General features: G+C 37.1%; 17 protein-coding genes and 2 pseudogenes. 2 read left to right on the top strand and 17 right to left on the bottom strand.

Going from position 1 to position 13,789, the window contains the following annotated elements:
* Positions 1–2: 2 nt before the first annotated feature.
* Genes OMU_RS15175 through rpsN form a run of 8 tightly spaced genes read right to left on the bottom strand, consistent with a single transcriptional unit; the run spans position 3 to position 4,029 of the window.
* Positions 3–242 carry a hypothetical protein gene (locus OMU_RS15175; protein WP_016180762.1) on the bottom strand — a complete coding sequence of 80 codons (240 nt, stop codon included), beginning with the start codon at positions 240–242 and terminating at the stop codon, positions 3–5.
* Positions 243–263: 21 nt separating this feature from the next.
* The gene (locus OMU_RS15170; protein WP_016180761.1) at positions 264–1,793 is read right to left on the bottom strand and encodes a zinc ABC transporter substrate-binding protein AdcA; all 1,530 of its coding nucleotides are present in this window, start codon (positions 1,791–1,793) and stop codon (positions 264–266) included.
* Positions 1,794–1,810: 17 nt separating this feature from the next.
* Positions 1,811–1,933: a putative metal homeostasis protein gene (locus OMU_RS23175; RefSeq protein ID WP_010708761.1), complete on the bottom strand. Its 123-nt coding sequence runs from the start codon at positions 1,931–1,933 to the stop codon at positions 1,811–1,813.
* 23 nt (positions 1,934–1,956) lie between these two features.
* Positions 1,957–2,949: a CobW family GTP-binding protein gene (locus OMU_RS15165; RefSeq protein ID WP_016180760.1), complete on the bottom strand. Its 993-nt coding sequence runs from the start codon at positions 2,947–2,949 to the stop codon at positions 1,957–1,959.
* Between the two features lie 23 nt (positions 2,950–2,972).
* Positions 2,973–3,122, bottom strand: a complete 150-nt coding sequence (rpmG, locus tag OMU_RS15160; protein ID WP_016180759.1) for a 50S ribosomal protein L33 — start codon at positions 3,120–3,122, stop codon at positions 2,973–2,975.
* Positions 3,123–3,145: 23 nt separating this feature from the next.
* A complete protein-coding gene (locus tag OMU_RS15155) occupies positions 3,146–3,523 on the bottom strand; it encodes a hypothetical protein (RefSeq protein ID WP_016180758.1) in 378 nt (125 codons plus the stop codon).
* Positions 3,524–3,553: 30 nt separating this feature from the next.
* On the bottom strand, positions 3,554–3,733 hold the full coding sequence (gene rpmF, locus OMU_RS15150; RefSeq protein ID WP_016180757.1) for a 50S ribosomal protein L32: 180 nt from the start codon (positions 3,731–3,733) through the stop codon (positions 3,554–3,556).
* 26 nt (positions 3,734–3,759) lie between these two features.
* Positions 3,760–4,029, bottom strand: coding sequence for a 30S ribosomal protein S14 (gene rpsN, locus OMU_RS15145; RefSeq protein WP_025188931.1), 270 nt, complete (start codon positions 4,027–4,029; stop codon positions 3,760–3,762).
* Between the two features lie 206 nt (positions 4,030–4,235).
* Between rpsN and OMU_RS15140 the strand changes: the two genes are divergently transcribed.
* Positions 4,236–5,258, top strand: a complete 1,023-nt coding sequence (locus OMU_RS15140; RefSeq protein ID WP_016180756.1) for a YibE/F family protein — start codon at positions 4,236–4,238, stop codon at positions 5,256–5,258.
* The gene (locus tag OMU_RS15135; protein ID WP_016180755.1) at positions 5,258–6,013 is read left to right on the top strand and encodes a YibE/F family protein; all 756 of its coding nucleotides are present in this window, start codon (positions 5,258–5,260) and stop codon (positions 6,011–6,013) included. The genes OMU_RS15140 and OMU_RS15135 overlap by 1 nt, the downstream gene beginning before the upstream one ends.
* Positions 6,014–6,161: 148 nt before the next feature.
* Here OMU_RS15135 and OMU_RS15130 read toward each other — a convergent pair whose 3' ends face one another.
* The 9 genes and pseudogenes from OMU_RS15130 to OMU_RS15095 form a co-directional block, all read right to left on the bottom strand.
* Positions 6,162–7,073, bottom strand: a complete 912-nt coding sequence (locus OMU_RS15130; protein ID WP_016180754.1) for a conjugal transfer protein — start codon at positions 7,071–7,073, stop codon at positions 6,162–6,164.
* A gap of 176 nt (positions 7,074–7,249) precedes the next feature.
* Positions 7,250–8,059, bottom strand: coding sequence for an HNH endonuclease signature motif containing protein (locus tag OMU_RS15125; protein ID WP_016252570.1), 810 nt, complete (start codon positions 8,057–8,059; stop codon positions 7,250–7,252).
* Positions 8,060–8,294: 235 nt separating this feature from the next.
* Positions 8,295–9,539, bottom strand: coding sequence for a group II intron reverse transcriptase/maturase (gene ltrA, locus OMU_RS15120; protein WP_016178253.1), 1,245 nt, complete (start codon positions 9,537–9,539; stop codon positions 8,295–8,297).
* A gap of 68 nt (positions 9,540–9,607) precedes the next feature.
* Positions 9,608–9,730 carry a hypothetical protein gene (locus OMU_RS23945; protein WP_016178252.1) on the bottom strand — a complete coding sequence of 41 codons (123 nt, stop codon included), beginning with the start codon at positions 9,728–9,730 and terminating at the stop codon, positions 9,608–9,610.
* Between the two features lie 352 nt (positions 9,731–10,082).
* Positions 10,083–11,018 (bottom strand): annotated as a pseudogene (locus tag OMU_RS15115) (reverse transcriptase domain-containing protein); the annotation flags it as partial.
* 617 nt (positions 11,019–11,635) lie between these two features.
* Positions 11,636–12,601 (bottom strand): annotated as a pseudogene (locus tag OMU_RS15110) (FtsK/SpoIIIE domain-containing protein); the annotation flags it as partial.
* A gap of 82 nt (positions 12,602–12,683) precedes the next feature.
* Positions 12,684–13,019 carry a hypothetical protein gene (locus tag OMU_RS15105; protein WP_002297364.1) on the bottom strand — a complete coding sequence of 112 codons (336 nt, stop codon included), beginning with the start codon at positions 13,017–13,019 and terminating at the stop codon, positions 12,684–12,686.
* Between the two features lie 5 nt (positions 13,020–13,024).
* Positions 13,025–13,399: a YdcP family protein gene (locus tag OMU_RS15100; RefSeq protein WP_016180750.1), complete on the bottom strand. Its 375-nt coding sequence runs from the start codon at positions 13,397–13,399 to the stop codon at positions 13,025–13,027.
* Positions 13,400–13,411: 12 nt separating this feature from the next.
* Positions 13,412–13,726: a YdcP family protein gene (locus tag OMU_RS15095; protein WP_002297366.1), complete on the bottom strand. Its 315-nt coding sequence runs from the start codon at positions 13,724–13,726 to the stop codon at positions 13,412–13,414.
* Between the last annotated feature and the right edge of the window lie 63 nt (positions 13,727–13,789).

Genomic DNA, 13,789 nt, shown 5'->3' with positions numbered 1-13,789 from the left:
AATTAATTGGTCAGGTTATTTTGCCGTTTTGCTAAACGCCTACTTCTCCCTGTATTGACCTTGATAAAGCGACAGTCGGGATCTTGTTTTAATCCTCTAGAGACCGTATCGATACTGACTTTTAAGGTGATAGCAATATCAGCTAACGTACTCCCGCTCAATCGCATTTGCTTTGCAAGTCGATACCGTTGATAAGCCTCAATATTCTTGGGTTCCATGGACAATAAGGCTTCTCTTACCACGTGATTTCCTCCAAAATAATTTTAATGAGCCATCATTTCTTGCGCAATTTCATGTTCAGACAATGAAGCTGGATAAAAAGTAGGCCAGTTATGCAATTCATTGTAAAGTTTTTCTTGACTCTCCCCGCCAAAGAAAATATGGAAGTGGGCTGCCTTACTTGGTGCAATTCCGTGATCACTAAACTGCACATACTTAAAGCGACCAGCCTCAGCGTCTTCTGTTTCAAAATTAAAGCGCACACCGCGATTCCCTTTTTCATAAGTCAAAATTTTGTACCCAACATACTTGTAGGTATATTTATGGTGTTCTCCCTTGACTACAAAATCCATGGTGTTTCCTTCAATGTTAATGGCCTCCACATCTGTCTGATAGCCGGCAGTGTAATATTCTTTGTATTCCTCTGCCGTCATGTCTTTGTTAATTTTTGCTTTGTAATCAAAGACTGCATCCAGACTTCCATCTTTTAATAGAGGGTAAACAGATTGCCAGTCACCTGCATAATCACTTAGTTCGCGATCCTTCACATCAGCGTCTTCAAAGTAACCGTTAGCAACTGTCTTTTCGTCCTTCGCTTCCTTCTCTGGTGCTACTTCTTTACCGGCAACTGTTGTGGTTTTCTCTAACGCTTTTAAATTATCTTCCATCACTGAAACATAATCTTCCCCATTATCCATTTGTTTTTTTGTCAAGCTTTCAAGTGGATTTAATACTTCCATTTTTACGTTTGCTTCATTCGCTAGCGTTTTCGCAATTTTATCATTAGCATTTTTTTCAAAGTAAATGTAATTAATCCCATTCTTTTGTACATATTCTTTTAATTCGGCTAATCGACTAGAAGTAGGCTCTTGTTCTGGTGTTAATCCAGCAATAGGAACTTGTGTCAAGCCATAGTCTAAAGCCAAATAACCAAAAGCAGCATGTTGAGTTACAAAGCTTTTTTGTTTCGCATCCTTAAAACTAGCAGTGTAGTCAGCATCCAACTGTTTCAGTTTGTTTAAATATTTCTCGGCATTTGTCTCAAATACTTTGGCTTTTTGTGGATAAAGCTTAACTAACTGATCCTTGATATTCGAAACTTCTTGAATTGCCATTTTAGGTGAAACCCATGTATGGGGGTCAAGTTCGTGATGATGACCTTCTTCCCCGTGGTCGTGGTCATGTCCTTCTTCTTCACTACCCGGCAACAGAATCATGTCTTTTGTACCTTCTACAACGTTAGGTATACCTTTCTCCCAACTTTCTTGAGCCTTTGGTACCCACGTTTCCATGTTTTCATTATGATAAACAAAAACATCGGCATCGTGAGCTTTTGCCATATCTTTGGCAGACGGCTCATAGTCATGAGGCTCTGATCCAGCCGGAACCATTAACTTCACATTTGCTTCATCGCCGACGATATTTTTTGTGAAATCATACATTGGATAAAATGTTGTCACAATCTCTAATTTTCCATCTTTATCATTCGATACTTTCGCATCCTTATTGCTAGAGCAAGCTCCCAATAATCCTAAAGCTACTACCGCGATGAGTCCTACACTTATTTTCTTCATTCTTTTTCCTTCCCCAATTACGCTGACTTTTTCATTTTATTTCGTTTATGTTCCTTGATAATTTTTAATGCCCGTTTTCTAGTTTTAATATTCGGGCTTTTGAGACGTCGATGCGCACTAGATAAATCCATTTTCTCCATTACAAACCACCTCCAGTCATTTCTTACCGTGATTTACTTTCAGAAATTAATTTATCAAAACTCAGTTTGATCATTTCTTCATCCAATTTTTTTCCGATCAGGATAATCGTGGTTTGGTCTTTTTTTTGAGTAGTATATTGAAAGTTAACCTGTTCATTGACTCCTTGCATGGCGACTACAAAGTCATGCTCTTGCAAGGAGATTAATCCTTTAGAACGGTACAATTTTCCTTGATTGGTAAAAATCAGCCAGTCAATCCATTGGAGTAAAAAATTCTTGTTGAGTTCTTGGTCTGAAGTTAAGAGGATTGATTGAAAATCATGTTCTTGATGATGGTGATGGTGATGATGCTCACCTTCATGACTATTTTTTGATGAATCATTTTCAAGAATTAAGGGCTGATTGAACTTTTCCAAATTAAAAAAATCCTCTTTTTGAATTAAATCATTCTGTGTAAAAGTCCTAATATCAGCTAAAGGGTTGATGTTTTTAATTTCTCTCTGATAGATTTCTCGTTTAGACAAACTTGTATTTTGTTTTTTCGATACAAAAATGCGATCTGCCATGACAAGTTGCTTAAGAGCTTGTGGCTCTCTTTCAATCAGCTCAAAGTTTTCACTATCAAAAATAGTCAATAAACTATCAATATATAGATTTCCTCTTAGCTGGGGTGCTGTTAAAAGTGTTTGTACGATTGGTTGCGGGTCCGCGATTCCTGTAGTTTCAATGATTATTTGCGAAATTGCTTGTTGTCTTTCTTCGACAACTTCCAGTAAAGAAGTCAATATTCCTAATAAATCACTGCGCAGACTGCAACACATACAACCATTATTTAGTTGTAAGACCCGTTCCTCACTGTGAACCAATAATTCGTGATCGATTCCAACCTCACCAAATTCATTTTCAATTATGACAATTTCTTCCTTTGGATAAGGTGAAACTTGCAAAGCTTGATTGATTAGTGTCGTTTTCCCAGACCCCAGAAACCCAGAGACGATTGTAACTGGTATGCCCATTTTGTCACCTTCTTACTGTTTCCCTATTTGACTTCTTTAAAAATTGCCCGCCACCGCAGTTTTGGTGAATATTTTTTTAACTCTAATCGTTCCGGGTTATTCCGTTTATTTTTACTAGTAAGATACAGGCGTTCCCCTGTTTCTACGCATTCTAAAATAATATTTTGACGCATAAATTTCCCTCCTCTTTCGCTAGTTATCGATCTTCAAGATACGTTTCAATCTGTTGAGTATCCTCGTAAGGCAACTCCCCAGATTCCAACTGCGAAACTAAATTTTCTTTCATCTCGATGGGTATCTCCCAATAACCATCGATACGTTGAAATAGCTCTTCGTCATACTCTTCAAAAACTGGATAGATTTTTAAGAACTCATCAAATGACAATCCTTCGTCCTCATAGTAATCTTTGACTAATCCATTTTCGATTGCATGCTGAGTTGGCAAACCAGTTTCGGTAATGATTCCTTTTTCAACCATTGAACGATAAAAAGTACTTTTATCTAGTGCTTGTTTGGTTGTTTCAAGATAATACTTCAACCCTTGTTCAACTAAAGGTGGGTAAAGAATTTCCATTTTGAGTCCCTCCTAAAAGTTATCTATAAACTATTTTTGAGCTCGCTTAATTACTTGCTTTCCTTTGTAGTAACCCTTCAAAGATACATGATGGCTGCGTCTGTAGTCCCCATTCGTTTCGTCAAACGAAATCTCTGGTTTTACTATGGCTTGATGAGTTCTTCTTAATCTTTTCTTCGCCTTAGATGTTTTTCTTGCCGGTACTGCCATGATACTTCCTCCTCATAAGATGAAAATTACCAACTCGCTTTTTTTACTCCAGGAATCAAACCTTGATGGGCAAGCTCCCTAAACTTGATACGAGACATACCAAACTTTCGCATATAACCTCTTGGGCGACCATCCGTCTGATCACGAAGCTTCAGCCGAGTTGGGTTTGAATCTTTTGGCAATTTAGCAAGGCCTGCATAATCTCCTGCAGCCTTTAATTCCTGACGTTTTTCTGCATATTTTTCAATCATCGCCATTTGTTTCTTCGCCTTAGCTATTTTCGATTTCTTTGCCATATCCATTTGCGCTCCTTCTTATTTTGATTTACTCAATATAAATCGTAAAGGTTCCGATTTAACATTGACACCATATCAGTAAAAATTTCTGTTGTCAACAATAAATAACATGAAAAATAATTCACATGAATAACCAGTCATTTGAAAGCTCATTTAGCAAGGTGTATAGTGAACCGGAAAAATTAAAAGAACAGGAGAATGAAATATTGAAGAAAAAGATGCTAATTTTCATAATCTTTCTTCCGATGATTTTGATGATAGGTTATCAAGTTCAACATAAAAGCGCTAAATTTTACCAAAATCCTATTATGGAGATTTCAAAAATCAAAGAAGAAGACGGATACAAAGTTATCGAAGGGAAAATACTTAATAAAAATGGAGAATTCCTTAAACTTACTATTGACAATCAATCTGTCACTGGCTTAACGACTCATTTAAGGATTAAGGATCAAGTATTGTTGAACGAAGATTTATCCTCTGTTATTAGCGAAAAACGCGATGGGCTAGCTTTTTCAATAGTTACAGTTTTTCTACTCATTCTATTGTTAGTTGGAAAAACCTCAGGGCTTAGGGCTTTCATAGGGTTATGCATCAATCTGCTCTTGCTTTTGTTGTCTCTTAGATTTGAAATTGTTTATCCTAGCATCCCAACACTATTCGTCATCATTATTTATGCAGCTTTATCTATTATCGTGACTTTTCTATCTAATTATGGTATTCACGCTTTTCGATTAGATTTGATAGCAGCAACTTATATCATTGTCCTTTTAGGATTTCTGATTTGTTTTACTGCGCTTAAATTTATGGGAAATAAAGGGATTCGATTTGAGGAAATGCAATTTCTAACACGCCCTTATTTGGGTGTCTTCTATTCAAGCCTAATATTTGGTGGTATCGGGGCGGGTGTAGACATGATTGTCACATTAGTAACTCCTCTAAAAGAATTGATTAGACAAAAACCGACTATTACTACCTTGGAGTTAGTTGCTTCAGGACGACGTATCGCTAAAGATGTTACTCCTTCTATGATTAATGTATTAATGTTTGCCTACCTCAGTGGTTCTTTACCCATGATAATTTTTTATCTTAATAATGGCTGGTCCTTGGCAGCAACTCTAGAAATGCATCTTTCTTTAGAAATCCTTCGTGTATTTTGTGGAGCATTTGTTATCTTATTATCTGTGCCAGCTAGTCTCCTCTGTGTTCTTTGGAAAGGAGGCCTTCAATAATGAATGTTCTTATTTTTTTATTTCTAATACTATGTATTATGTCATTTATTATCTTGGGAAAATCTTCCTTTTATTTGTTAATAGGTCTTTTCATGAGTTTTGGAATTTTTCTAGGATTTTCGCTTTCTCTTAGATTCGGGGTACCCTTAACTCCATCTCTTTTGATTTCACTATTCACCTTATCTGGCGTTATTTTATTTTTTGTGAATGGTTACACCACAAAAACAAAATCAGCATTTCTTTGCGTGATAATTACTTTTACTTTAATAATCTTGATAATTCCTACAATTACTAAAAATCTAAATATCGCTGGATTTAGTTCAGAGGAAATTGAAGAAATTTCTGTATTAAATTTAACAGCCAAGATGCCCTTTGAAGAAATAGTCTCTGCTGTAGTTATTTTTTCCATGTCTGGTGCTATCATCGATGCAAGCATTGCCATCACAAGCAGCATGTATGAGCTTCATAACCAAATCAAATTCGAGAATCGTCATAAATTGATTGCTTCAGGGATGAAAGTAGCTACAGAACTATTAAGTTCTAGTATTCACACATTGTTTTTTGCTTTCATCGCGAATAATCTGGCACTATTTTTTTGGTTCTACGATCTTAATTATCCTCTATCCACTGTTATAAATTCTAAAGTTTTCATTACTGAATTGACTATCAGTCTCTTAGCTGGTGCTTCAACGGTGATTACTCTTCCACTAACTGCATGTTTTTCAGGCTATTACTTTATGCGCACTAAAAAATGAATTATGCTTTATTAATCAATTAAGACCCAGTCTTGTACCTTCCTATTACAACATTCACTTTTTACTACTAAAAGAAAAATATCCCGGGTCATCAAGTTATGTCCCGGGATATTTTCTCATCTGATTGTGAATTGTTCATAAAAAATCACTATTCAGAATCAATAATTGTCCAATTTCCATTTTCTCGTAATCTCAAACTGTACTCAAATATACTTGTTATTTTTGACAAATTATCAAGATATTTCACATCAACTACCACTTGTATATTTTTATCTGTTTTCTCAAAAACTAGGTTCTCTAATTCTACAAATTTTAGATTTTTATTGATTGGTCGCATCGCTTCATTTTCAACATAATATTCTAATTCCTTTTCTGAAGCAGTTGGATAAAGTTTGAAAAACGTCTCAAGAAACTCAGTGATTTCTTCCGTTGTCTTGGCATCAATTTCCGAATCACTTTCTACTTGTTTTACCTCATATTTTGCCTTATCAGGTTTTGCGATCATAGTAGGCAAACTCGTCACTATATGGTTCCTGTTTTCATCTTCAAAGATCGACACTCGGTATGCAGAAGAAATTGGTTGTGTCTTTTTCCCTTCCGTAATCTTTTGATCCACTAAAAATGAAACGACAAATCCTTCTGAATGTTTTTCTACATCTAAAATTTTTATTGATTGAACTTCGGAACTAGTGGGAGTATCCGCTCGAACCATGTCTTGGCTCAAAGCGATTCCTTCTTCTGTAAGATACTGTTCGAGATTACTCATTCTCTTTTCAATTACCGCCTTGTTATTCTTCCACGAAAAGTATTCTTTCGCAAAATCCTTCGTAAAATTTTCAATGCCAGAAGTATTCACTACCTTCTCTTTTACAATCACTTTCTCATGGGTCGTGTGCTGATCAATGGCGGTGAAATTTTTGTAGATTCCAAAAGCAAGACTGCAAGACAGTAAAAGCCAAAGAGCAAGCACCATTTTTCGATGCTTGCCCACTGAAACTAATCGTTCTTTTTTCTTTTTTTGTATCTTTTCCTTCTGATTCCGTTCAATTTTTATCTTCATCTTCATTCCTCTTTTCTTTTATTTGTATCGGCCAGCTCCGATAAGATGCTGTTGCCAATAGCTTTCAGTTAGATTTGTCCAGCCCACCGATAGCGATAGGTAAGACTTTGAGGTTATCTCCATCTTTTCCCCCGCTTCACACCGTGCATGAGAGTTTCCCCTCACACGGCGTTCCATCAACAGTAATTCATTTCTATTTCACTATTCCCAGCTAAAGCACGTAATTTATTCAGCTTTTCCAATGATCTTTCCTTTTTTAATACCAAAGGTAAATAATGAACTATCGTTTCTCTTTTAGTCGCATGAATCAATTTGTGTGTTTCTTTTGTAACAATCACAAGATTCTTATAGTTATCATTCCCACCAAGTGATAACGGCTTAATGTGATGAACTTCCATATTATCTTTTGATAAATTTTCACCACTAACATGACATTTTCCTTGTTGGGCTATGAACAGAGAGATTCGATTATCGTTAAATTCTACAGACTTATTCGGATTGGAATTTTCCAGCAGGTAATAAACGGTATGCATATCCATCTTTAATCTTTGATGAATAAACAGCCTACCTTCAGGCGTATATCGATTCCAGTCCTTCGGAAAGATTCTTGGCATTGTAAATTTTATCCCGGCTATTGGAAATAAAATCATGTTCGCTATGAATCGTTTCTTCCAGTTATATTGTTTATAGAATTTTTGATAGGTACTGGTTAGCGTTCCGTGCTTATTGCGAATATTTTTGGTTCGACAATCAAGACTTTTATTTACTGTGAAAGCAATATCTACAAAATCTAAGTTGACCAGAGTCGCAATTTTATAATAGTTATGCAAACCTAGAACAACAGAGTTGTACTTATTGACATTATCTACAGTTGGATTAGCGGCGATTGTTTTGATATTGTTCTTTAGTTTATCTACCGCATTAATCTTTGCCTTATCACACATTCGGCTTCGATTGGTATATCCGTTTGCTTTTCCTTTTTTCACTTTCAACTTGAATCCTAGAAAGTCAGAATAATTTTTTCTCAGATTAGTTACTTTTGACTTTTCAGGACTTATGTCTAAATCAAGTCGTACTTTTAACCATTGTTTTGTTGCGAGGAAAATTTTCTGGGCAGTATGATAATCTTTGCACATGATTTTGAAGTAAGTAGCCCAAGGGAACCTCCCCCTTAGGCCCTCTCAGAACCGGACGTGAACCTCTCAGCTCATCCGGCTCCCATTATCCAGCCGATGGTAATATTCCAATTTTCCAATGCGCGAATAAATTTCTTTCTCGCTTGGCGATTTCCCCTAACCAATGTTCCGCTTTTCTTCGTGCTTGTCGCTTTTTATATTTACGACGAACCCACTTCACGAGACATTGGTTGATGTAGCGCAGTAGACTGTACATTTCTGATTTATAGAATTTCATGTAATAGTTCATCCATCCTTGAATTTTACTATTGAACATATTCGCTAAATCCTCTAGCTTTTTGTCCGCTTTTAATTGTAATCGCCAATTCCTTACCTCTTTGCGAATCGCCTTTTTCGCTTTATCTGATACAGCCGGAAGAAAATTTGTGAAGCATTTTCCATATTTATTCTTGGCGCCTCTAGGTCTAAACGTAAAGCCCAGGAAATCGAATGTCGTTATCGGATAGTTCCCCATCCTATCACTATCTCTGCAGTAAACAATCTTTGTCTTATCAGGATGTAACTCCAAACCAAAGATTCTAAACCGTTCTTCCAATCTTTTCTTCAGATATTTCGCTTGCTTTAGGGATACACAATGAGTAATACCATCATCGGCATATCTAGCCCACTGTATATTAGGAAATTCTTTTTCCATGAAGTCATCAAACGTATAATGAAGAAACAAGTTCGCTAGAACTGGACTGATTACACCACCTTGCGGTGTCCCGGCTTTTCTCGAAACAGTCGAACCATCTTCCCTCTGGAAAGGTGCTTTTAACCATCTTTCCACATATAGGATAATCCACTTCTCTTGAGTGTACCTTTTTACCATTTCAATTAGATAGTCATGTCTGATATTGTCAAATAGTCCTTTAATATCAAATTCCAGTACCCAATCTCTTTTCCAGCATCTAACTCTTGTTTTCTCTATTGCCTGGATTGCCGACTTATTCGGCCGATAGCCATAAGAATCCTCATAAAACAATCGTTCTACTACAGGTTCAAAATACATCTTCGCTACCATCTGTGCAATCCTATCTTCAACTGTTGGAATCCCAAGTACTCTCAGCCCACCACTCTTTTTAGGAATGGATACTGCCTTTACCGGTTTTGGGAAATAACTTCCCGATGATAATCGATTCCACAGTTTGTATAGATTATCTTTCAGCTTATATTCATAAGCCTCAATTGATTCTTCATCTACTCCAAAAGTTCCTTTATTGGCTTTTACTTTTAGAAATGCTTGGTAAACTGCTTGTTTTGAAATATTGTATGACTTTGTTTCTTGCATAAGTTCCTCCTCCTTAAAGTTGACTTATCCTTGAAACTGGATAACTCAGGTTCTTCGCTCCACTCTCGTTACAAGAGCTTCTTCACTACTACAACCCAATCTGCCCCCATGACTGCATCGGTACTCTTTTCTTGCGGGGCTTCCGCTTGAAATACTCCCTTGACATCAGCCCGTGGGTTCCCACGTTCCATATAGACGCCTATGTTATGTTCATGCCACCTTTATGCCGCCCGCCGCCTGATCAGTAAACAGGTTTCCTCCAAGCTCATCCTAGGTCAACGACTATACCCAGTTTTGACGGAATTTATACGCTTTCGACACTTCTGTGGGTGGTTCGTATGGTCACTCATCTCCATAACACACACCTGACAACTCTTGGTTGCCTTTTCCTTAACGCTCAATACCATAGCTTTTGACTACAGCACCTTAAGGTGGTTTGAAACCTCCACCTGTATGGCGGTTTCGGCAGGCCGTCTGCCATCATCTATACAGCATAGCTGCTTTGAATAGTTTATCTATTCACGCACACTTTCATGGCGCACAATCGTCTGCGTATCTTGTATAAGACAAACGCTTAAATTCTGGGTCAAAGAAGTTTACCGAAGGTAAGGTTGAACGTTGTTTCTTTAATGCTTTGAATTGTAAAATCAGCTCATGTCGTTGGTTTGAATTCATTTCCAGTTTATTGATTTTTTGTTGAAGATAATCCATTTTAGCTTTAAGATGCTCATATTCAGGATTTCGTTTTCGACGCTTTCCACTATTGAATTCTGACCGGTACTTATTCATGTAGCTATCAAGTTCATTGAGATAAATATTGGAAAGAATAGGGGAAATAATTCCGCCTTGCGGCATTCCACTATAAGTTTTGTGAAATTTCCATTCTTCCAGATAGCCTGCTCTTAAAAATTTCCAAATTAAGCGAATAAATCTTTCGTCATCAATTTGCTTTCTCAATACTTGAATCATGATATGATGGTCAATTGTATCAAAGAAAGAGCAGATATCGCCTTCAATGAACCATTTGCTTCCAATGAAATTATGCTGTATTTGCTTTAATGCTGTATGACAACTTCTGTTTGGTCTGAATCCATGGGATTGGTTGGAAAATTTTCCCTCATATATAGCTTCTAATAGCATTCGGACAACTTCTTGTACCAATTTATCCTCAAAAGTTGGAATTCCCAACGGTCTTTGCTTCCCATTCTTTTTTGGGATATAGATTCTTTTAACTGGTTTGGGTTGATAACGTTCATTTTTTAAATCTTCAATTAACTTCGTAATTTTCTCTAGCTTAAATCCATCAATCGTTTCTTTTGATATTCCTTCAGTGAGATTTCCGCTGTTTGGAGCTAGTTTTCCATAAGCAATAAGGAAGAATTCCTCATTAAATAAGTTACGGTACAACCGTTGGAATCTATACTCCGATTTTTTGGAGTTTGCAATTAGATTGTTTAATATTATTTCTGGATTTCTCATAAGCCTCGCGCTCCTTCCTAAAATTATTAAACGTAAAACAAGTTGATTTCCTTCGCCATGTACTAGGCTTTCCCCAGCTCAGACTACTACGAAATCTCCGTTACCATATCAGATATTCAGTGCCATTTTTCTTGATGTCACTCTTGAAATTTATCCCTGTTACACAGGATTGCACATAGCTGTTTTTCAGCATTCTGACTTAGGTAATCCCCATTTAGCACTTGTAAAATGACTTGATAAGATATCGGATATGGCGTTCATCTACTTACTTCTATATGGAAGCTCCTGTATTCAGAGATACTATAATTGTGACTTCGACGATATCACAATTATCCAAATACACATGACGTTTGTAGTTGCAGTTCCGTCAAGAGTCTTATTAACCTAGTGTAGACTACCATTCAAGCAATCCAGCTTTTATCCTTGTTCCTATCCTTTCAACTTGCCAATACAGTCTTGAAGTTGCAACTCTCCAATTTTAGGCTTTTCCAACATGCTACACTCCCTGTTCAGTTTCCATTCCAGATAAGTTGGCTGTTGATAGGTTTAAAACATAGTAGTATCTAATTACCTAGCGTATTGTCAGTACGCAATTTTACAAGCCCTTATGGGCGCACATCAAAGATTAAAAAGTTGGGTGGAAGTCCAAGATAGGCATAATTCTCTCCTGTTTTGTAGTTAGACATTTCTTTCATTGCCTTGCTACGAGCCATCATACGTTCATAGAAATCTTCCACACAAGCAGAAATTTCTTCCTTTTGTGAATAAACATGAGGCATCACCGTACCTAAATCAGCTAAATCTGCATTTTTGGGATCGAGGATAAACAATTCTGCATCTGACTTCAATAGTGCTTCGATAATGGTGAGGAGGAAATAGGTCTTCCCTCCACCTGTGCCACCAGCGATTAACATATGGGGTAAAGAATCATAAGCCCATACTTGATTTTTCATCAATCGCAGAGTCCCATTTTCTGCCACTACTTCGTCTATCCCAATTCGATTGGCGATCATATCATACAGTAAAGTATACTCCACATAGGAGTCTTTGAGTTCCTTTTCTACTAACTCACAATACAGTCCGCTTTCTAACTTCTTTTCCAATTTTAAAAGCTGATCTTGGTATTTCCCAAGTGAAATTTGAACGCGAATAGACAGTAATCCATCTTTCATTCGATAATAGATTTTGGGGAAGTAACTGATAGTCTCTCTGGTTCGGCTACTATTCAAATCTTTGAAAAAGCCTTCACTTTGAGTTTGTTTCACTTCATACCAATGGTTCTCTAGAATCATCCGAGCTAGCTTTTGTCGATGCCACAAGCTTCGCCAATGATCAGGAAAAAAGTGAATATAAAGCAATATCATAGCTCCTGAAAAAGCGAGACTTCCAAGCAGACATACTAAATCTTTTATAGACCAAACGATTTCAATAGTAGAAAGTGATAGCTTAGAAATATCAAATTGTCTAAACTCTTGAAAATAAAAGACGCTCATCCAACCGATGAACAGAGCGAGTAGCCAGCCAAGAACAAAGTGATAAACCAAGTGCTGATCTCCTGCGCGTATGCGATGTCCTTTGTACATTTTGATGGTTTCCACCTCCAATCGAAAAAGCCCAATAGGATTTCATTAGGCAATTTCAAAAAGTTATGCTAGTCATTTACTGCTACGAGGAGGGGAGTTGTTTCGTTTCAACCAATTGATTTAAAAAGCCTTCAATGGCATCCGGCATCTCCACACCAATTTCTTCCAAAATGGATTCTGCCTGCCGACATAAGTTTTCATTTACTTCGACAACTATAAAGAAAGACTCTTCTTCTCCTAACCAGTCTAGTACATCAGAGTCTTCTTCACTGTCGCTATTTTCTCCAAGTAAACCTTGATGTATAATCAGAAACATTTTTTCATCAGAGGTTAATGCTTTAACGAGTTGTTCCTCAGTCAGCTCGCCTTTTCCATATTGATCGAGACAATCTAAAATATGTTCAACATTAATTTCCATAATCTTCACCTATTTCTTTCATTTTGGTTCGTAGGATTTCCTTGATTCGGCTGCCGCTTCAAGACTAAATCATCCGCCTTAATGAACCAATTAACGGTAGTTCCTTCTCGAAAAACATAATTGGCAACGGTATCCACGATTGGATTGACCAACTCTACCTCTGCATCATAAGCAAACTCGCGTAAGGGTACATTAGCCGGGATACTAACTTGAATCATTCGCCCTTGTGCAGAGGATTTTAAATTATAGGTTCGTTCTTTTACCTCATTACCAATTGTTCCATCCTCATTTTGCTTCCGTACTTCTCGGCGTAATGCGGAAAAACGCAACTTCCCAAATGTTAAACCTGAATCTACGACAATACCTTCTGTTAATCTCATCTTCTTTTCCTCCTATGCTTTCACTAAATCATCAACATACAACACGTAATCAGTAAACCCACGATTCTCAATCTCATAGCCTTTGGCAACCAAATGGGGATTCACGGCTTTTAGCGGTTGGTCTTGATCAAAATCCTTTTCACCGGCTTCCGCAGCTACTACCACCTCAATATCATCGGCCCGTTGCTTACTGGAATACAAATGATAACTGCGACCAATCACCGTAGTATTCCGTCCATATCCTTCTGTTATAATTTCTCCTTCACCGGCATAACTTAACTTTCCAAAGGTTTCAGCCATATCTGGCACGACAAATTTCAATTCCATCTTCTTTTCCTCTTTTCATTGTTAGTTTTGGATACAAAAATAGCGCGACTACTTTTTTAGAGG

Source organism: Enterococcus avium ATCC 14025 (assembly GCF_000406965.1).
GTDB lineage: Bacteria > Bacillota > Bacilli > Lactobacillales > Enterococcaceae > Enterococcus_A > Enterococcus_A avium.
Note: the sequence above shows the minus strand (reverse complement) of the source record. Positions and strands in the feature narration are given on the sequence as shown.